This window comes from Mesorhizobium sp. B2-1-8 (assembly GCF_006442545.2).
Taxonomy (GTDB): domain Bacteria; phylum Pseudomonadota; class Alphaproteobacteria; order Rhizobiales; family Rhizobiaceae; genus Mesorhizobium.
The window spans coordinates 226,289-245,792 of record NZ_CP083952.1 but is presented as its reverse complement, the minus strand read 5'-3'; the positions used below and the strand labels follow the sequence as shown (position 1 = coordinate 245,792).

Below are 19,504 nucleotides of genomic sequence, written 5' to 3'. Positions count from 1 at the left end.
ATATTGCATTGCACAATCAACGATTGCTCCCTGCGGTCATCACAAAGTTCGCCGTGCCGCAACATCGCGGAACGTTGGCTCCACTCAGGGTCGGGCACTGCTCCCTACACGCCGATGCCGCGCGCCTTCAGCGCTGCCGTGATTTCCTCGAGGATGGCGGGGTCGTCGATGGTCGCCGGCATCGTCCACGCTTCCTTGTCGGCGATCTTCTGCATGGTGCCGCGCAGGATCTTGCCGGACCGCGTCTTGGGCAGGCGCTTGATCGTCACCACGGTCTTGAAGGCGGCGACCGGGCCGATGCGCTCGCGCACCAGCGCGACCACCTCCTTCTCGATGGCGCCACCGTCCCGTGCGACACCGGCGTTCAGCACCACGAAGCCCAGCGGAATTTGGCCCTTCATCGCATCGGCGATGCCGACGACGGCGCACTCGGCGACGTCGGGATGGGCGGCCAGCACCTCTTCCATGGCGCCGGTCGACAGCCGATGCCCGGCGACGTTGATGATGTCGTCGGTGCGTGCCATCACATAGAGATAGCCGTCCTCGTCGATCATGCCGGCATCGGCCGTCTTGTAGAAGCCGGGGAACTCATCGAGATAGGCTTGGCGGAAGCGGGCGTCGGCGTTCCATAGCGTTGTCAGGCAGCCCGCCGGCAGCGGCAGCTTGACCACGACATTGCCCAGCGTGCCGCGCGGCACCTCGTGGCCGGCATCGTCGAGCACGCGGATGTCGTAGCCCGGCATCGGCACCCCGGGCGAGCCGTATTTCACCGGCAGCAGGCCGAGCCCGGCGGGGTTGATCGTCATCGGCGAGCCGGTCTCGGTCTGCCACCAATGGTCGATCACCGGTACGTCGAGCTTCTGCTCCGCCCATTTGATGGTTTCGGGGTCGGCGCGCTCGCCGGCGAGGAACAGCGTGCGGAATTTCGACAGATCGTATTTCGGCACGAACTCGCCCTTGGGGTCTTGCCCCTTGATGGCGCGGAAGGCGGTCGGCGCGGTGAACAGCGCGACCACGCCGTGCTCCGCGATCACCCGCCAGTAGGTGCCGGCATTGGGTGTGCCGATCGGCTTGCCTTCGAACAGCACGCTGGTGCAGCCATGCAGCAGCGGGCCGTAGACGATGTAGGAATGGCCGACCACCCAGCCGACGTCGGACGCGGCCCAGAACACTTCTCCCGGCTTCACACCGAACTCGTTGTCCATCGTCCATTTCAGCGCGACCATGTGGCCGCCATTGTCGCGCACGATGCCCTTGGGCTGGCCGGTCGTGCCCGAGGTGTAGATGATGTAGAGCGGGTCGGTGGCCAACACCGGCACGCAGTCGACATTGGCGCCGGCCGCCCGCTCGCGGGCGACCGCGTCGGCATAGTCGATGTCGAAATGATCCTTCAGATCGCAGCGCAACTGGTCGCGCTGCAGGATCAGGCAGGCGTCCGGCTTGTGCCGGGACATCTCGATGGCCTTGTCGAGCAGCGGCTTGTAGGCAACCACCCGGCCCGGCTCCAGGCCGCAGGAGGCCGAGATGATCAGTTTCGGCCTCGCATCGTCGATGCGGGTGGCAAGCTCATGCGAGGCAAAGCCGCCGAACACGACCGAATGCACGGCGCCGATGCGGGCGCAGGCGAGCATGGCGATGGCCGCTTCCGCCACCATCGGCATGTAGATGATGACGCGGTCGCCCTTGCCGATGCCGCGATTCTTCAGGACCGAGGTCAGCGCCACCACTTCGCGTTTGAGTTCGGCATAGGTGAACTTCTTCACCGTTCCGGTGATGGCGCTGTCATGGATCAGTGCGATCTGGTCGGCCCGCCCGCCAGCAACATGCCGGTCAAGGGCATTGTAGCAGGTGTTGCAGGTCGCTCCGGTGAACCAGCGGCCATAGACGCCGGCGGCGGCATCGAACACCTTGTCCCACGGCGAATACCAGTCGATGCCGCCGGCCGCGTCGGCCCAGAATTTCTCCGGGTCGCGCTTCCAGCCGTCATAGACCTCATGATAGCGTGAAGCCATCCACATCCTCCCCAGGATCGATTTGCCGTCTTGCCAACAGCCTATGCTGTTTTTTCCGGCGCTGTCTTCCCTGATTTTCGTCTGAGATGCCCTATCGTGACCTACGTATCGAGGGGGAGGACGTGAGCGCATGCGCCATAGATGATCGATCGAGTCGAGGAACTGCCCGAACTCCTACAGCCTGCCGGAAGCCCACCAATTCAAGCCGGCGGTGATCGTCGTGCTGGTACAGCGCTTCAGCCGGGGCTTTGAAGGGCGCGGTCGTCGCGTCACCGCGGTGACAGGAAACCTCGCTGAGCAACCCGTCGATAGCCGTCTAACGAATCGGATTCGCTGGACAGATGTTGATTGCGCTAGATCGGCAAGGCCACCAGCATGAGGCCGATGCCGCCAAAGATCAAAATGGCTGTCGCAAGAGCTTTTCGATGACGCTCGAAAGGCGTCGGAGCCCTCTCCCAATTGTAACGCATACGCTTATCTCCCCAAGACCCGGGGGAGTTCTTACCTTACCTTAGGGAAGAAAAGCAACGGTCCTACCGGTCAACGCACCTGCCTGGCGCGTCGTGCTGACGACTATTTCTGGGACGATTTCTGCCGTGGATGGATGTTGCGGCCTGGCGAGAGCCTGCCGCAAACACGGGCTGCGGTGCTGTCTCCCAGCCGGCCGGATAGACAGCGCCCCACCACCGCGCTATCTCATTTCGGGGTTTTGCATGGCTTTTGGGGTTCGTGATGGAAATAGTCGCTGGAACGATTCTGCGATTGACGGATGATGCCTCGGTTCAGCATGTCGGCGACGGCGCGGTCGTGCTGTTGGCGCGCAGCGGCCAGCTTTATACCTGCAACGGCACGACCGAAGCTTTTCTCGACAAGGTGGATGGCGCGCGCAGCCTCGGCCAGATCGTCGGCCTGCTTTGCGAGGAGTTCGAGGTGGACAAGGGCACACTTGACGAGGACATGGCGGCGCTGGCCGCCGACCTTGTGTCGGAAGGCATCCTCGCCGCGCCAGGGCTCGATGGCTGAAGGGCTGCTTGATGGCGGACAGTCCTCTCCTGCGCGCCTTGTTCCGCTGCCATCTCTGGGCAAGCGCGCGGCTGATGCCGGTCCTCATCGCCAACCGCAGTTTCGAGGAGGTGCTGAAATGGGCGCCGCTCGCCTCGCCGACGCCCTATCGCGGTCTGCCAGCCCCCTACATTGTCGCCTGCGTCAACCGTGCCGTGCGCCGTCCCTGGCTGATGCGCGATCGCAGATGCCTGCGGGAAGGACTGCTCGGCCATCGTTTCCTGCGCCTCGCCGGCTTCGATCCGGAGTTGCGTTTCGGCGTCGATCCGAAGTCGCTGCAAGCGTCGCGGCTGTCGGCGCATTGCTGGGTCTGCCTCGACGGCATGCCGGTGGTCAGCGACAGCCTTCCCGGCATGGTCGAGATCTATCGCCATCATGACCGTGCCTCGAAAGTGCGCCCCGCTTGACCAGACCTTCCGCCTTCTATGATCTCAACGGCCAGGTCCTCGGCATTTCGGCCGACCGCGCCGAGCTATGGCGGGACTTCGACAGGATGCTCGCCAGCCTGCGCGTCGAAGGTTCGACCGAAGCGGATTTCCATCTCGACATCGTCGAGGCGGAAGCGCTGGACGAGACCCCCGCCGGATCCCTGGTCTTCGACGGCGAGATACCGGACGACGGCCATTGCCGGATGATCGCGGACGGCGCCAGCGTCCATCTGGTCTTGCCGGGACGTCAGACCGTCGAGATCAACGAGAAGGGCTGGGCTCGACTCCGCATCGTGCCCGACAGCAAGGCCGCCTGGACGCCGTCAATGCTGATGCTGGACGCGGCACTCGACGCCGGCGGCCAACATATGCTGCACACCGCTGGCCTGACGCTGCCGGGCAGCGACGCCGTCGTGCTGGCCCATGCCCCGAGCGGCACCGGCAAGACCACCATATCGCTGGCCTTGGCGACGCAAGGATTCGGCCTGTGCTCCGACGATGCCATGATCCTGAATGTCGCGTCCGCCACGCCCGTTGCCTGGGGTTTGCCCCGCCACGTCAAGATCCATGAGAAGACCGCGCGGATGATCCCGCTTGTGGCGCCATGCCTGGGGCCATCCTGGGATCGCAACGGCGAACAGGCTGTTTCGCTGGAAAAGCTGGGCGGGATCGTGAAAATCGAAAGCCCGACCGCCCGTCCGGTAGCCGCGCTCCTGCACCTTGCGCGATCGGCCGATGAACAAACCCGGCTCGCGCCCATGGCCCGGACCGACGCGATGGTGGCGCTGGCGATGGACAATGTCCGAACCGGCATGACCGGCCTGCTGCCGCTGCAGAAGCGCCGGCTGGCGACGATCGGCAGACTGGTCGCCTCGGTGCCGACCTTCACCTTGGAAGTGGGGGCGCGTCCGGCCGATGCGGCGACGCTGATAAGCGCCACATTGACATCACGAGGCTGACGGCCACTTCAAGCGGGGTATGGCCTGGCCTTGGCCAACCGCTGGATCCAGCGGAACGCATCGCGACGTAGACGCGAGCCGATCTTCTCCCGGGAATTGACCCTGAGCAGGGTGTTCACCGTGATCAGCTTTTTGGCCAGCCGTATCGACAGGTCAGGCTTGATCCGCCCGGCGAGTTCGAGCGCATGCGGTTCGTCGAACAACTGGCCGGTCACGTTGAGCACAATCGCCAGTTCAAGCTCGATGCCGGTCATGCGGGCGGCGTCGAGCAGGCGTTCCTCGGCTTTCGGCGACTGCAGCGCCCGCACGCCTTGCAGCACGTCGACGCAAAGCTGCAGCCGGTGGAATTTATGTCCCCCGGCCGCATGCACGATGGCGATCGTCAAAAGGGCTGCCGGCGTGTCCGCCGCCTCGCCGTCGATGATGCCCAACTCGCGAAAACCCAGCGACAGGCGCCGCCGCATGCCGGTGTCATGCACAAGGTCGCCATGCAACTCGACCAGCAGGCTGGAGTTCTCCTTTTCCAGCCATTTGAACTCCTGCAGCCGGTAGGATTCGGCTTCGTTGCTGCCAAGCTCGAAGCCTGATGCCGCGATCACCTGGTTTGCCCGCACGAGGTTGGCGGGCTCGACGAGGATGTCGATGTCGGTGAACGGCCGGTCGGAAACGTTGCGGTAGAGTTTTCGCGCGAAGACCGGTCCCTTGACGATCCGCGCCGGAATGCCTTCCGCCGCCATCCCCTTCATGATGCGGTCGCCATGATACTGCAGCAGCATCGACTGGCCGGTGGCGATCGTCGCCTTCTGGCGCAGGTCGTCGAGTTTGTCCTGCAAGCCAGCGTCCGACGGCAGGTGCGCGTCGCCGCGCTCCCAGAGCTTGCGCAGCATGATCGGCAGGACGCCGTGGAATTCGGCATTGTCGAGCAGCGCCGACAGGGCCTTCGCCGACAAATCGTCCTCGACCGCCGAGGCCTCGGGATCGGCGAAGCGCAGCAGCAGTCTTTCTTCGGCGCAGGTGAGGGATGGCAGCATCAATCCGGGCAAACCCATCGCTAAGTGGATAGTCCAGAATGGTTGCAGAAAAGCGCGGACGAAGCGAGCCTTATAGGCCCCAGCGCAGCGCGGCCGTGTGGACAGGTGCGTCCCACCAGCCCGTCAATTCGTCGTCGAGCAGGGTCAGCGTGATCGAGCAGCCGGCCATGTCGAGCGAGGTGACATAGGTGCCGACCAGCGAGCGGGTTATCGTCACGCCATGTTGCTCGAATATCCGGCGGGCGCTGTTGTACATCAAATAGAGCTCCATCAGCGGGGTGCCGCCGAAGCCGTTGACGAACAGCAGCGCGGGTCCCTTCGCCTTGTCACCGAGATCCCCAAGGATCGCGGCGCAGATCTCCTGCGCGATCGCATCGGCGCTCATCAAGGTGTCGCGGCGGCGGCCGGGCTCGCCATGGATGCCGACGCCGAATTCCATCTCGCCGTCGCCGATGTCGAAGGTTGGCTTGCCGGCCGCCGGCACGGTGCCACTGGTCAGCGCCACACCCATCGAGCGGGTCGCGTCGTTGACGCGGTCGCCCAGCGCCTTCAACGCCGGCAATGCCAGGCCGTGCTCGGCGGCGGCACCGACGATCTTTTCAACCACCAGCGTGCCGGCGACGCCGCGCCGGCCGGTCGTGTAGGAAGAATTCTCGACGGCGACGTCGTCATTCGTCACCACCTGAAGCACGCCTTCCGACATTTCCGCCGCCATGTCGAAGTTCATCACGTCGCCTTCATAGTTCTTGACGATGAACAGGCAGCCGGCGCCGGTGTCGACAGCTTGCGCGGCCGCCAGCATCTGGTCCGGCGTCGGCGAGGTGAACACCTGGCCGGGGCAGGCGGCGTCCAGCATGCCATGGCCGACAAAGCCGCCATGCAGAGGCTCGTGGCCGGAGCCGCCGCCGGAGATCAGCGCCACTTTGCCCGGCTTGAGCACCTTGCGGCGGATGAATTTGTGCTCCTCGCCAAGCACCAGGATGCCGGCATGGGCGGCCACGAAACCGTCGAGGCTCTCGGTCAGCACCGTATCCACCGAGTTCATGAATTTCTTCACGGCTGTCTCCTCCCGAAATAGCCTGACATCAAGGGTCACTCAGCCACTCTTGCCGGTGATGATGGTGACCTTCTGGATGAATTCGTTGATCGCGCGGTCGAGCGCCGCATTCTGCTTGTCGTCGCCGAAATCCGGCACGATGAGCGAAACGTGCCTTGTCTTGCGCGCGCCCGCGGCGACCGAGATCTTCCCGGGATGTGCCTGATGATAGGCGGCGAGAAACTGGTCGCGCTCGGCCTGGCTGAAATGGCAGACGGAAAAGATGGCGGGCAGATGCTTTGACGGTATCGGGATCGAATAGGCGGGGCTCGAAATCTGCGTGACGAAACTGCGGTGCTTGCCAAGCGCGTCGGCAAGGCGCTGGCGCATACCGGACGGGCGCTGGTCGATGACCTGTGACAGGATCGTTTTGTAGGCGCGGATCGCCTCTTCGGAACCGGGTTCGGGTTTGATATCGATCATGCCTGCCGCCTAGACCGGGACGTTCGCGATGGCCGCCTTGGCCATGGCGAGTTGCGCCGGCGCGACGGAGAGATCGCGCAGGCCAGCCTCCAGCAGCGAGGGGATCGCGGCGGGGTCGCCGCCGGCATCCCCGCACAGGCTGACGGGAATCCCGTTTTCCCGTCCGAAGGCCGCGACCGAGCCGATCAGCCTCAGCACTGCGGGATGACGAACAGAATTCAGCTTGGCCACAGCGGCATTGTCGCGCGCGGCCGCCATCACATATTGCGTCAAATCGTTGGAACCGATCGACAGGAAGGCGACGCCGGCGAACGCCTCCGGCGCGATGGCCACCGAAGGCACTTCGACCATGATGCCGAGCGGCGGCATTTTGTGCGCGATGCCGCGCGTGGCAAGGGCTACCCGTTCCTCGGCGAACAGGGCGGCGGCGCGTTCATACTCTTCCGGTGTGGCGATCATCGGAAACATGACTTTGAGATTGCCGTGTGGTGCGGCGCGCAGCAATGCCCTTATTTGAACACGGAATATGTCGAGCCTGGCCAGCGACAGCCTGATGCCGCGCAGGCCGAGGAACGGATTGCCTTCCTCGACGGTGAAGCCCGGCACCGGCTTGTCGCCGCCGGCATCGACGGTACGGATCGTCACCGGTTTTGTGCTGGCCCATTCCAGCACCTTGCGATAGGCGCGATACTGCGTCTCTTCATCCGGCAGCGTCTTGCCGAACAGGAATTCCGTGCGCATCAGGCCGACACCGTCGCAAGTGGCGATGTCGATGGCATCGACATCCCTGGGGTCGGCGATATTGACCTGCACGCGCACCGCGGTGCCGCGCTTCGTCGCCGCCGGCCGCGCCAGAAAGGTCTGTGCATCGCCTTGGCGGGCCACGAAGGCTGAGGACGACTGCCGGAACGAGCCGATCTCCGTGGGCGAGGGCGCCAGAACGATATTGCCGTGCTCAGCGTCGAGCAGCGCGATGCCGGCAACAGCGGTGAGCGGCTCGCGCAGACCCACGACCATCGGCACGCCACGCGAGCGCGCCAGCATGGCGACGTGACTTGCGGTGCTGCCTGCCTTCAGCGCGATGCCGCCGCCATGGCTCCAGTCGGTTTCGAGAAAGCGCGTCGGCGCGATATCCTCGCCGTAGAGGATGGCGCCCGCCGGTGCCGCGCTGTCACCGTCCTCGGTCAGGACGCGCAGCACCTGGTCCCTGATATCGCGCAGGTCCGTGGCGCGGGCGCGGAAATAATCCTGGTCCGAGACCTCGTAGCCGGCGATCTCGGCATCGAGTGCCTGCCGCCAAGCCGCGTCGGCGGGTTTTCCCGAAGCGATCGATGCGAAAGCCGGCCCGCTCAGCGCGTCGTCTTCGAGCATCGCGATGTGGAATTCGAGTATGTCGGCGGCATCGCTGTCGGCGGTCCCGACCATGGCCGCGAGCCGGTTCACCGCCTTGCCGATCGCGGCCTCCAGTGACATCTTCTCTTCCGCGGAGCTTGCCTTGCTCGCGTAGATGCCGGCAGGCCGGCCGAGGTCGAACAAAGGCCCCTCGGCGTAGCCGGCCGAGGCCGGAACACCCTCAATGCGCATGGCCCGCATTCCCCGCGGGCCGGCCAAGGCATGCGTCGGCCTCAAGCCGAGCGGACATGGCCGGCATCCTCGTCGAAATCGCGCTGTACCAGTTCGATCAGCGCGCGGATAGCATCATCGGCACCATCACCATTGGCCCTGATATGCAGCACCGTGCCCTTCGGCGCCTTGGCCGCCATCACCTTGACGATGCTCTTGGCATCGAACCATGGGCCATTGGCGGCAAGCGCGATTTCCACGTCGGCGGCAAAGCTCTTGGCCAGCTTGGTGAACTTCACCGAAGGTCGCGCATGCAGGCCCACATCGTGGGTGATCAGGACGGTCGCTTCGGCGGTTGCGGACATATGCTCAACGTTCCTGTTCACTCACGACGGCGACAATTCATGCGCCGTCGCCACCACTTCTTTCAGCGAGGCGCCGCCGGACGCCTCGGTCGCCGCCATCACCGCGCCCTCGACGATCGGCGCGTTGCAGACGATGATCTTCTGCGCCCGCGGCTCGCCGATCATCTCCACCGCCATTTCCGAATTGGTCTCGGCCCCGCCGAGATCGACCAGTATGGCGACGCCAGCGTCCGACCAGGCCCTCTCGATGGCGCCCATGATCGCCTCGACATTGGTGCCGAGCCCGCCATGGCCGTTTCCGCCGCACCACGCAAGCGGCACTTCGTCACCCACCATCTGGCGCACCATGTCGGCCGTGCCTTCCGCGACCAGCGGCGAATGCGACACGATCACGATCCCGACATTGCTCATGCTTTGTCCCCGATGATCTGCGCCAGAGTGCGCACCAGCAGCGCGGTCGAGCGCGCGCCGGCATCCATATGGCCGATGGAGCGGTCGCCGAGGAACGAGGCACGGCCGCGCAGCGCCTTCATCGGCACGGTCGCTTTGGCGGCGGCGTCGGCGATGTCGGCTATTTCAGCCGCCGTCTTTTCCCCGGCCAACGCGTCACGCACCGGCTGCAGCACATCGAGCATGGTTTTCTGCCCGACTTGTGACTTGCCGCGCGCGGCCACGGCTTCGATCGCCTTGCCGAAGGCAGCCGTCAAATTGGCATTGTCGGGGTCCGCCGATATCTCCTTGCCGAGCGCGATGAACAATGTGCCGAACAGCGGACCGGAAGCGCCGCCCACGGTCATCACCAGCTTTGTGCCGATCGCCTTCAGGGCGTCGGGCAGCGGCTTTGCGGCGAACACATTGGCGTCGGACCGCAGGGCTTCGAAGCCGCGTTTCATGTTTAGCCCGTGGTCGCCATCGCCGATCGCCTGATCGAGCGCCGTCAATTCCTCGGCGTGGTCGACAATCGTGTCAGCGGCAGCCGTGATCAGTCTCGAAAGGTCCAGCGCTCTCATGTCGCCCGAATTCCCGATTTCCACCTTGCCCGCAGTAGCGAAAGAACGGTCGTTCGACAACTGGAGCATGCGTCAGGCCATGACAAGAAGCGTGGCGGCGGCCGCGAACACCTCGGCCACGGCATGGGCGCCGGGGTCGACCACGCCCTGCAATTTGGCGCCGACATACGCGGACCGTCCGACCTTCGCCTTCTCCATCGCGGCCGTTGCCTCGGCGCCGCGCCGGGCCGCTATCGCGGCTTCCTCCAAGCCTTTGCCGTCGAGCGCCTTCAATGCCGGCTCCAGCGCGTCGACCATGGTGCGATCGCCTGGATTGGCGCCACCGTAGAAGATCATTCGTTCAAGCCCGGCTAGCAGCGCCTTGGATAGCTTCGCACCGCTGTCCATAGCCTGCGCCGCTGCTGTGAAGAAGATCGACAGCAGCACCCCGCTAGAACCGCCCATGGATGAACTCAAAATATCGCCCACCGCGCCAAGCGTCGCTGGGGGCTCGGCAAGCGGCAGCGTCTCGAGCCGTTCGAGGATGCTGCGCGCGCCGGTCGCCACGGTCGAGCCGGTGTCGCCGTCGCCCGCCTTGGCGTCGAGCCCGTTCAATGTCGCTTCGAGCGAAATCAACCTTTCGCAGACAGTGGCGATCAAGCGCCTGGTGCCTGCATCCTGGCTGGCCTTGCGCGCCGCGCCTTGTCCGGCTGCCTTGGTCATCGATACGACAGCAGGCGCAACGACCGGCTTTGCCGGCATCCAGGCGTGTGGGCCGACCGGTTCCAGCAAGGCAGCTTCGCGCGCCGCGTCGAGCTTGATCAGCGACAGCGAAAAGCCGTTCATGTTGAGCGCCGTCATCAGCGGCCCGGGGCCGATCGTGAGCTTCACAGTCCTGACGAGCGGCGAGGCAAGCACCGCATTGGCGACAACAGACATTTCAAGCGGTGGCACGGAGCCCAGGTTGTTGATGAGCAAGGCATGGGCGGCCTTCGGGTCGAGCCGCACCGCCAAGCGCTCCGCCATGACAGCCACCAGCCGGTCGGCACTCTGCACCGCGATGCGCTCGACGCCGGGCTCGCCGTGGATGCCAAGGCCAAGCTCACCGTCATCGGCGCCGAACCGGTCCTCGTGCGGCTGGCCGGGGATGGAGCAAGATGACAGCGACATGCCGAGCGAGACGATGTCCTTCGCCGCCGCTCGCGCGGCTGTCGCAACGGATGCCAGGTCCTGGCCGGCTTCCGACAGATGTCCTGATATCTTGTGCACGAACAACGTGCCGGCTACACCGCGCGGCTGGGCGATGTCGGGGAGCGCGATGTCGTCGGCGACGATCACCATCTCGACGGCAAAACCTTCGGCGCGCGCTTTCTCGGCCGCCAGGCCGAAATTGAGCCGGTCACCGGTGTAATTCTTGACGATCAGCAGGCAGCCGGCCGGTCCGGTGACCGCGCGGATGGCTGCCAGCACGGCCTCGACGCTTGGCGAGGCAAAGATCTCGCCCGATACGGCAGCCGTCAGCATGCCCTTGCCGACGAAGCCGGCATGCGATGGCTCGTGCCCGGCGCCGCCGCCGGAGACGACGGCAACCTTGGACTTGTCCCAATCGGCGCGCAGCACGACCTTGATCTCGGGATAGCCGTCGAGGCGCGCGAGGTCGCCTGAGCCAATGGTGCGCAGCAATCCCTCCAGCGCCTCGGTGACGATCGTTTCCCTGCGGTTGAAAAAGTGCTTCATCGAATTCGTCCCGTATTTCGCAATCGTCAATCAGATGCCGGCGTCACCTTGGCGGGGATGCCGAAAACCATTCACATCAGTCGGTGTCCGTCGGCGCCGAAATAGAGCGGCGAGCGGTAGCGGATCATCACTCTGTCGCCCTGCGCCAGATCGGTGTCGGGATCGGTCAGTGTAACGAGTTTCTTCGGCCCCACCGTCACATGCAGATGGTTCTGGTCGCCGAGATGCTCGACCCAGTCGACGACGCCGTCGGCATGGCCATTTGGCGCCTTCTCGATCGCCAGGTGCTCGGTGCGTGCGCCGATGGTCTTGGTGCCGGCCGGCGCGCCGCCGTCAGGCAGCAACCCCGTCGGCAGAAGATTGATGGCCGGCTGGCCGAGCCTTGCCGCAACGTGCAGGTTTGCCGGCTCGGAATAGATCGTCCGCGGTGAGCCGATCTGCACCAGCACGCCGTCGGCGAGGATGCCGATGCGGTCTGCCATGGTCATGGCCTCGATCTGGTCGTGGGTGACGTAAAGCATGGTGGCACCGAGTTCGGACTGGATGCGCTTCAGCTCCAGGCGCAGATCCGCGCGCAGCTTGGCGTCGAGCGACGACAGCGGTTCATCCATCAGATAGATGGACGGCTTGCGCACCAATGCGCGGCCGATGGCGACGCGCTGCATCTCGCCGCCCGACAATTTCGTCGACCGGTTGGCGAGCTTGTGATGGATGCGCACCATCTTCGCCACCTCCTCGACCCGGCGGCGGATCTGGTCTTCCGGTATTTTCCGCGCCGGCGAGCGCAGCGGGAAGGCGAGGTTGTCGAACACCGACAGGTGCGGATAGAGCGAATATTGCTGGAAGACGAAAGCGGTGTCGCGCTCGGCCGGCGACAGGGTCGTGGCATCGTGGCCGCCGATCTCGATCGTGCCGGCATCGGGCCGCTCCAGCCCGGCGATCAGCCGCAGCGTCGTCGTCTTGCCGGCCCCGGTCGGTCCGAGCAGCACGACGAATTCGCCGTCAGCTATATGGAGATTGAGACCGTTGACGGCGACATGCTCGCCAAAACTCTTGGTCACGCCCTTGATGTGCACGTCAGCCATGTTGCACTCTCCGCTCCGAGGCAGTGTCGTGGATCGCCGTTCTCACCGCGCGCCCGGAGCCTTTTTCGAACAGCGACAGCCGCGCGCTGTTCAGCGTCAGGCCGACATGGTCGCCGGTGTTGAGCCGGATTTCTGCCGGCACCCGCGCCTTGATGATGCCGTCCGCCGTCTCCACCGCAACGATCTGCGTCGTGCCGAGATATTCGGTGCCGTAGATGGCGCCGCGCAGCTTGGAGGCATCGTCGAAGCGGATGTGTTCGGGGCGGATGCCGAGTGCCATGTCGGCGGGCGCGATGTCCTCGCGCACCTCCGGTACCGCGACCTTGGCACCCTGCACGACGATCTCCTTCGCGCCTTTGGGAAGCCCGCCGCCAAAGCCCAGAAAATTCATCGGCGGCGAGCCGATGAAGTCGGCGACGAACATGGTAGCCGGGCGGTCGTAGATTTCGCGCGGTGTGCCGAACTGCTCGATGACGCCATGGTTCATGACCGCGATCTTGTCGGCCATCGACATCGCTTCCATCTGGTCATGCGTTACATAGACCGTGGTGGCGTGGATGCGGTTGTGCAGCTCGCGCAATTCATGGACCATCAGGTCACGGAATTCGGTGTCGAGCGTCCCCAGCGGTTCGTCCATCAGGAAGCATTTCGGCCGCCGCACGATGGCGCGGCCGAGCGCGACGCGCTGGCGGTCGCCGCCGGCAAGACCGGAAACGGACTTGTTGAGCAGATGGTCGATACGCAGAAGCTTCGCGGTTTCCTCGACGCGGGTGCGGATCTCGGACGAGGGCATGCCTTGCGCCAGCAACGGGAAGCCGATGTTCTTGCGCACATTCATATGCGGGTAGAGCGCGAACAGCTGGAAGACGAAAGCGATGTCGCGCTCGCGTGCCCTGAGCATGGTGACGTCGTCGCCGCCGAGCAGGATTTGGCCGCCCGTTGGCAGCTCGAGCCCGGCGATCATGCGCAAGGTGGTGGTCTTGCCGCAGCCCGATGGCCCTAGCATGACGAAGAACTCACCGTCCTCGACGACGAAATTGGAATCCTGCACCGCGACGAAATCGCCGAAGGCCTTTCTCAGATGTTGGACGCGGATCTCGGCCATGATTATTCCGGGAACTTAGAGACGATGATGAACGTCACCGTGCCGGCAAGCATGGTGATGAAGGAATAGGTGTAGAGCGACAGCGCGAAAGGCTGGAACAGCATCAGGAAGCCGATGGCGATCAATGCCGTTGCGATGTTTTCCATCAGCCCGCGCCGGGCCCAACGCGGCCATGATGATTTCCCAGAGATGGCGGGGCGCGTCATGCGTAGCTCCCTTCCCTTTCCCCGTTCAAGGGGAGAGATGACTGCCAGGTGGTTCCCCCACTCCGTCGCTGCTTCGCAGCGACACCTCTCCCCCCTCCGGAGGGAGAGGAAGGGAGCCTTGCTGAATGAAGTTCGCGCCCTTCCTCTCCCCCGTCGATCGGGGGAGAGGTGTCGAGCGAAGCTCGACGGAGTGGGGGTCGACTTATTCCCAGATCAATCATTTGCGCACCGCGCCGAAGGTGATGCCGCGCAGCAATTGCTTGCGGAGCAGGATGGTGAAGACAAGGATCGGAACCAGGAAGATCGTCGTGCCGGCCGCGACCGCCGGCCAGTCCTGGCCGCCTTCGCCGATGATGGTCGGGATGAAGGGCGGCGCGGTTTGTGCCGTGCCGGAAGTCAGAAGTGCCGCGAACGCATATTCGTTCCAGGCGAAGATCAGGCAGAAGATGGCGGTCGCGGCAATACCGGTCGTCGCTTGCGGCAGCACGGTGCGCCAGAAGGCCTGCAGTCGCGTGTAGCCGTCGATCATGGCGGCTTCCTCATATTCGCGCGGGATCTCGTCGATGAAGCCTTTGAGCAGCCATACCGCGAGTGACACGTTGACCGCCGTGTAAAGCAGGATCATGCCGAGCGCGGTGTCCGACAGCCCAAGCTCGCGGTACATCAGGTAGATGGGAATCGCGACCGCGATCGGCGGCATGAAACGCGTCGACAGGATGAAGAACAGAAGGTCGTCGGCGAGCGGCACCTTGAAACGCGAAAACCCGTATGCCGACAACGTGCCGAGAAACACCGCGCAGAAGGTCGAGCCGAAGGCGATGATCAGCGAATTGATGAAGCGCGGCAGGAAGTTGGACGGGCCGGCGATCACCATGTTGCGCTTGCGCACCGTCTCGTCGCAGAAGCCGGTCGCCGGTCCGAGCGAGTTGATGTATTCCGGCGTCTGCCTGGTCCGCGTCGTGAACAGGTTGCAGTAGCCCTCGATGCTCGGCTGGAACACGATCTTGGGCGGGTAGGCGATCGAATCCGGCGGCGTCTTGAAGCTGGTGGCGAAGATCCACAAGAGCGGCACGATCGAGATCAGCGCATAGGCGATGATGATCGCGCCGGCGATGCGCTTCGAACCAGCCGAGGGGGCGACGACCGAATGGGCTGTGGTCAGGCTCATCTCTGCTTCACCTTGTTGAGCGCCTTGACGTAGATGTTGGCCAGACCGAACACCGCGACGAACAGGATGATGGCGAAGGCCGAGGAATAGCCGGTGCGCCAGCTTTCGAAGGCTTGCCGCTTCAGCGTGATCGAGGCCACCTCGGTGGTGGAGCCCGGTCCGCCGCCGGTCAGCAGATTGACCATGTCGAACATCTTGAAGTTCTCGATGCCGCGAAACAGCACCGCCAGCATGATGAAGGGTAGCGCCATCGGCAGCGTGATCGACCAGAACTGCCGCCAGTTGGAGGCACGGTCGACCTCGGCCGCCTCATAGATGTATTCGGGGATGGAACGCAGGCCCGCCAGGCAGATCAGCATCACGTAGGGCGTCCACATCCAGGTGTCGACGATGATGATCGACCACGGCGCCAGCGAGACGTTGGAAAGCATCTGGATGCTTGTCGGCGGAATGCCCGACACGAACGAGATGACATAGGAGAACAGCCCGATCTGCGGCTCGTAGAGGAAGCGCCAGAAATTGCCGACCACCGCCGGCGACAGCATCATCGGCACCAGGATCAGCGTCGTCCAGAAGGCGTGGCCGCGGAACTTCCTGTCGATCAGCCAGGCCAGCGTGAAGCCGATCAGCGTCTGCAAGAGGATGGTCCAGAACACGAAATGCGCCGTCGTCTGCATGGCGATCCAGATGTCCTGGTCGCCGAGGATGCGCCGGTAATTGGCGAAACCGAGGTTCTTCACCACTTCGTTGGGGCGGTTGGCGCGGAAATTGGTGAACGACAGATAGATCGCCCAGAACAGCGGGAAGATGTTGATGGCGAGCAGCAACAGGATCGTCGGCGAGATGAACAGCCAGGCGAGGCCCTTGTCGCTGATGCCACGGACCTTGCGCGCCAACGGTTCCGGGGTCGCCCGGGCAACGTTGTCCGCAGTCCGATTGAGCATGGTTAGTCCTGCTTCGGTCACGGGTCAGACTCGATGATGGAACTTATCTGAACTGCGTCCCGTGCCAAGGGCGGCACGGGACGCGGCGGTCACGGCTCGGGAGGAGCCTTGGATATTGCCTCGCGGCTACATCTTGCCGTCGTCCTGGAAGACCTGCGTCCAGTCCTTGACCAGCCCGTCGAGCGCGTCCTTGGCCGAGCCCTGGCCGGCGACGACATAGTCATGGAAGCGCTTCTGCGAGGCCTGCAGCAGCGGTGCGTAGCTGGGTTCGGCCCAGAAGTCCTTCACGATGGCCATGGAGTCGAGGAAGGCCTGCGCATAGGGCTGGCTGGACGGGAACTTCGGATCCTTCACCACCGCGTTCAGGCAGGAATAGCCGCCGAGCGACCACCACTTGGCCTGCACGTCCTTGTTGGCGAACCACTTGATGTATTTCAGCGCCGATTCCTGCTTGTCGGAATAGGACACCACCGAAATGCCCTGGCCGCCGAGCTGGGCGAACTGGTCGCCGTCGGGACCCTTCGGGTTGACGAAATAGCCGATCTTGTCGCCGCCGACATTCTCGTCCTTCTGCAGGCCAGGCCATGTGAAGGCGAAGTTCATGTGCATCGCCACCTGGCCGGATTTGAAGGCATCGACGCCTTCACCCATGTAGCTGTTGGAGGCGCCGGGTGGGGTGCAGCAATCATAGAGAGCCTTGTAGAATTCCAGCCCCTTCGCCGATTTCTCGGAGTTGACGAAACCTTCCATCTCGTAGGGCTTCTTCGGATTCTCGTACTGGAAGCCGTAGCTGTAGAGCACGTCCATGGCGCCCATGGTGATGCCTTCGGAACCACGCTCGGTGTAGATCGAGGCGCCGTAGACGGTCTTGCCGTCGATCTGCCGCTTCTGGAAGAATTCGGCGATCTGCTTCAACTGGTCGAAGGTGGCCGGCGGGCCGAGATCCCAGCCATACTTCTCCTTGAATTCCTTCTGCAGCTCGGGCTTGGAGAACCAGTCCTTGCGGTAGGTCCAGCCGACGACGTCGCCCATGGCCGGCAGCGCCCAGTAGTTGGGCGTGTTCTTCGGCCATTCCGAATAGCCGACGACCGTCGCCGGCACGAAGTCGTCCATGCTGATCTTCTCCTTGTCGAAGAAGTCGTTCAGCTTGACGTAGTGGCCGTTCTCCGCCGCGCCGCCGATCCACTGGCTATCGCCGATGATCAGGTCGCAGAGCTTGCCGTGCGAGTTCAGTTCGTTGAGGAACCGGTCGGCATAGTTGGTCCACGGCACGAACTCGAATTTCATGCCGATGCCGGTTTCCTTGGTGAAATCCTTGGACAGTTCGACAAGTGCATTGGCCGGGTCCCAGGCGGCCCAGCACAGCGTCAGGTCTTCGGCGTGCGCGGCGTTCGAGGCGGCTGTCGACGCTGTGATCGCCGAGGTCAGTCCCAACGCCAGTTTCAAACTCGATTTCATGCCTTCCTCCCATTTGTGAAACACGCCCGGATGGCGGTCTCGAGAACCCTTAACCTCTCTCCTCAGAGGCCCAAACATGGCGGCGTTATCGCGTCGCGAATGTTTAGTAATTTGTTTAGTAATGCAATTTCTACTAAACAAGGCAAGCGAATTCGTTGCTGCGCCGCAACATGCTTGCGCCGGTGTCTGAAAACGTTGGGAAAAGCGCCGGGCGCCGGTTGGCTGAGCGCGGAGTGTGGACGCGGTCCGGGGTTCAGTCGAGCCGCTTGGTGCTCACCATCACCGTCCTGATCGGCGGCGCCGGCGGCAGCAGCGCGCGGATGTCGCCGAAGGGAAACGTCGGCTCGAAGCGGAAGGCTTCGGCCAGCGACCCTTGCGCGCCATTGCATTGGCCCGAGCGGAAAAGGTTTTGCGTCAGCGCGATGTCGACGAAGCGATCCGGGTCCTGCGACTGGTGCATGCGGATCGCTTTGGCCTTGATGTCGGCATGAGCGGAAATATCGACATAGTGCGTCGGCGAGAACCCGGTGCCGCCCATCGTATCGGCATGCAGCACGGGGACGCCGAACGACGCGGCGATGCGCACGCCGTCCGACAGCGCGCGATGGTCGGCGTGATAGTCGTTGGTCGCGTGCGTGATCACGAGATCCGGCCCGATTTCGTCGATCAGCATTTTCAGCGCGTCGATCAGTGCGGCGTCGGCCACCAGGCCGCCATCGGGAAAGTCGAGGAAGCGCGGCGCCGCCCCGAGCAGCGCGGCCGCGGCCGTCGCTTCCTCGCGGCGGACACGAGCCAGAACGGCGGGATCGCTCTTGCCGCCCCTGGCACCATCGGTGGCCACGGCAAAACTGAGTTCTGCGCCTTGCGCGGCATAGGCGGCCATCGTACCGAACATGAAGATCTCGATGTCGTCCGGATGCGCACCGAGCGCCAGTATTTTCAACTTTATCTCCCTGGAAATGAAAACGTGCCGAACGGAATCCTGCTCGCCCTGATCGCCTATGCAAGCTATTCGGGCAGCGATGCCGTTATCAAGAGCCTGGGCGGCCAATTCACGGTGTTCGAGATCGGCTTCTTCTCGACATTGTTCGCCGGCTGCTTCCTCTTTTTCAGCCGGCCGGCCAACGAGCGCTGGCGTGATTTCTGGCGCACCAAACGTCCCTGGGCGGTGCAGGCGCGGGCTTGGGCCGGCATCGCGTCGGGCGTGCTCAGCGTCTATGCTTTCACCACCATTCCGCTGGCCGAGGCCTATGCGCTTATCTTTCTGGCGCCGCTCTGCGTCACCATTCTCTCCACCGTGATCCTCAAGGAAAAGGTCGGCCCCTGGCGCTGGCTGGCGGTGGTCGCCGGCTTTGCCGGTGTCATGCTGGTTGTCAGGCCGGGCTTTCGCGAACTGCACCTCGGCCACCTTGCCGCTTTCACCATCGCCTTCCTCGCGGCCACCAACGTCATCCTGATGCGTTCGCTGGCGCAGCAGGAAAAACGCACCACCATACTCGGCGTGTTGATCGGGTACGGACTGCTGTTCAACGGCATCGGCGCCGCCGCGACCTCCTTCACCGTTCCGGATGGAAAACAACTGGCATGGCTGGCGATGGCGGGCGCCTTCACCGCCTGTGGACAATTGCTGCAGTTGCTGGCCGTCAAATACGCGCCCGCCAACCGGATCGCGCCGACGCATTATTCGCAGATTGTCTGGGCGGTCATCCTCGGCGCGCTGTTCTTCCAGGAATACCCGGACTGGCTGTCGCTTGTCGGCCTCGCGGTCGTCGGCGGATCCGGCCTGCTGACCATGGTGCGCGAGGAAGCGCGGCTGGGTACGGTGCGCTGGAATCCGTTTTCGCGAGCCCGGCTCTGAGTCGCTGCAGTCCGA

General features: G+C 64.0%; 20 protein-coding genes. 4 read left to right on the top strand and 16 right to left on the bottom strand.

All coding sequences use genetic code 11. The features are described from left to right. Positions 1–104 precede the first annotated feature (104 nt). Positions 105–2,012: a propionyl-CoA synthetase gene (locus FJ970_RS01130; RefSeq protein WP_140760673.1), complete on the bottom strand. Its 1,908-nt coding sequence runs from the start codon at positions 2,010–2,012 to the stop codon at positions 105–107. 732 nt (positions 2,013–2,744) lie between these two features. On the opposite strand from FJ970_RS01130, the gene FJ970_RS01125 reads away from it, so the two are divergent. The 3 genes from FJ970_RS01125 to FJ970_RS01115 are packed head-to-tail and all read left to right on the top strand — an operon-like array spanning position 2,745 to position 4,461. After that, positions 2,745–3,035, top strand: a complete 291-nt coding sequence (locus FJ970_RS01125; RefSeq protein ID WP_140760675.1) for a PqqD family protein — start codon at positions 2,745–2,747, stop codon at positions 3,033–3,035. Between the two features lie 11 nt (positions 3,036–3,046). Further along, entirely contained in the window at positions 3,047–3,481 is a 435-nt protein-coding gene (locus FJ970_RS01120; protein WP_140760677.1) for a lasso peptide biosynthesis B2 protein, read from the top strand. Further along, positions 3,478–4,461, top strand: a complete 984-nt coding sequence (locus tag FJ970_RS01115) for a serine kinase (RefSeq protein ID WP_140760679.1) — start codon at positions 3,478–3,480, stop codon at positions 4,459–4,461. Before FJ970_RS01120 ends, FJ970_RS01115 begins: the two co-directional genes overlap by 4 nt. Before the next feature lie 8 nt (positions 4,462–4,469). Here the strand turns inward: FJ970_RS01115 and FJ970_RS01110 are convergent, their stop codons facing one another. The 15 genes from FJ970_RS01110 to FJ970_RS01040 form a co-directional block, all read right to left on the bottom strand. Then, on the bottom strand, positions 4,470–5,492 hold the full coding sequence (locus FJ970_RS01110) for a nucleotidyltransferase family protein (RefSeq protein WP_181178692.1): 1,023 nt from the start codon (positions 5,490–5,492) through the stop codon (positions 4,470–4,472). A gap of 70 nt (positions 5,493–5,562) precedes the next feature. Then, on the bottom strand, positions 5,563–6,549 hold the full coding sequence (dhaK, locus tag FJ970_RS01105; protein ID WP_140760684.1) for a dihydroxyacetone kinase subunit DhaK: 987 nt from the start codon (positions 6,547–6,549) through the stop codon (positions 5,563–5,565). A gap of 39 nt (positions 6,550–6,588) precedes the next feature. Further along, positions 6,589–7,011 carry a hypothetical protein gene (locus FJ970_RS01100; RefSeq protein ID WP_140760686.1) on the bottom strand — a complete coding sequence of 141 codons (423 nt, stop codon included), beginning with the start codon at positions 7,009–7,011 and terminating at the stop codon, positions 6,589–6,591. A 9-nt stretch (positions 7,012–7,020) separates the two neighbouring features. Next, positions 7,021–8,595: a phosphoenolpyruvate--protein phosphotransferase gene (gene ptsP / locus FJ970_RS01095; RefSeq protein WP_181178693.1), complete on the bottom strand. Its 1,575-nt coding sequence runs from the start codon at positions 8,593–8,595 to the stop codon at positions 7,021–7,023. A gap of 41 nt (positions 8,596–8,636) precedes the next feature. Then, positions 8,637–8,939, bottom strand: coding sequence for an HPr family phosphocarrier protein (locus FJ970_RS01090; RefSeq protein WP_140760692.1), 303 nt, complete (start codon positions 8,937–8,939; stop codon positions 8,637–8,639). 21 nt (positions 8,940–8,960) lie between these two features. Next, positions 8,961–9,350: a dihydroxyacetone kinase phosphoryl donor subunit DhaM gene (gene dhaM / locus FJ970_RS01085; protein WP_140760694.1), complete on the bottom strand. Its 390-nt coding sequence runs from the start codon at positions 9,348–9,350 to the stop codon at positions 8,961–8,963. After that, positions 9,347–9,949: a dihydroxyacetone kinase subunit DhaL gene (gene dhaL, locus FJ970_RS01080; protein ID WP_140760697.1), complete on the bottom strand. Its 603-nt coding sequence runs from the start codon at positions 9,947–9,949 to the stop codon at positions 9,347–9,349. The genes dhaM and dhaL overlap by 4 nt, the downstream gene beginning before the upstream one ends. Positions 9,950–10,021: 72 nt before the next feature. After that, the gene (locus FJ970_RS01075; RefSeq protein ID WP_140760699.1) at positions 10,022–11,665 is read right to left on the bottom strand and encodes a dihydroxyacetone kinase subunit DhaK; all 1,644 of its coding nucleotides are present in this window, start codon (positions 11,663–11,665) and stop codon (positions 10,022–10,024) included. A 71-nt stretch (positions 11,666–11,736) separates the two neighbouring features. Then, a complete protein-coding gene (locus FJ970_RS01070; protein WP_140760701.1) occupies positions 11,737–12,750 on the bottom strand; it encodes an ABC transporter ATP-binding protein in 1,014 nt (337 codons plus the stop codon). Continuing rightward, positions 12,743–13,855 carry an ABC transporter ATP-binding protein gene (locus tag FJ970_RS01065; protein WP_140760704.1) on the bottom strand — a complete coding sequence of 371 codons (1,113 nt, stop codon included), beginning with the start codon at positions 13,853–13,855 and terminating at the stop codon, positions 12,743–12,745. Before FJ970_RS01065 ends, FJ970_RS01070 begins: the two co-directional genes overlap by 8 nt. A gap of 2 nt (positions 13,856–13,857) precedes the next feature. Beyond that, positions 13,858–14,061: a hypothetical protein gene (locus FJ970_RS01060; protein ID WP_140760707.1), complete on the bottom strand. Its 204-nt coding sequence runs from the start codon at positions 14,059–14,061 to the stop codon at positions 13,858–13,860. A gap of 217 nt (positions 14,062–14,278) precedes the next feature. Beyond that, on the bottom strand, positions 14,279–15,229 hold the full coding sequence (locus FJ970_RS01055; RefSeq protein WP_140709533.1) for a carbohydrate ABC transporter permease: 951 nt from the start codon (positions 15,227–15,229) through the stop codon (positions 14,279–14,281). After that, positions 15,226–16,173 carry a carbohydrate ABC transporter permease gene (locus tag FJ970_RS01050; protein ID WP_140760709.1) on the bottom strand — a complete coding sequence of 316 codons (948 nt, stop codon included), beginning with the start codon at positions 16,171–16,173 and terminating at the stop codon, positions 15,226–15,228. The genes FJ970_RS01055 and FJ970_RS01050 overlap by 4 nt, the downstream gene beginning before the upstream one ends. A 126-nt stretch (positions 16,174–16,299) precedes the next feature. Further along, positions 16,300–17,631 carry an ABC transporter substrate-binding protein gene (locus FJ970_RS01045; protein ID WP_140760712.1) on the bottom strand — a complete coding sequence of 444 codons (1,332 nt, stop codon included), beginning with the start codon at positions 17,629–17,631 and terminating at the stop codon, positions 16,300–16,302. Positions 17,632–17,884: 253 nt separating this feature from the next. After that, complete coding sequence (locus FJ970_RS01040) at positions 17,885–18,574, bottom strand: PIG-L deacetylase family protein (RefSeq protein WP_140760715.1); 690 nt, start codon at positions 18,572–18,574, stop codon at positions 17,885–17,887. Between the two features lie 24 nt (positions 18,575–18,598). Between FJ970_RS01040 and FJ970_RS01035 the strand changes: the two genes are divergently transcribed. Continuing rightward, positions 18,599–19,489, top strand: coding sequence for a DMT family transporter (locus tag FJ970_RS01035; RefSeq protein WP_140760718.1), 891 nt, complete (start codon positions 18,599–18,601; stop codon positions 19,487–19,489). Positions 19,490–19,504: the final 15 nt, after the last annotated feature.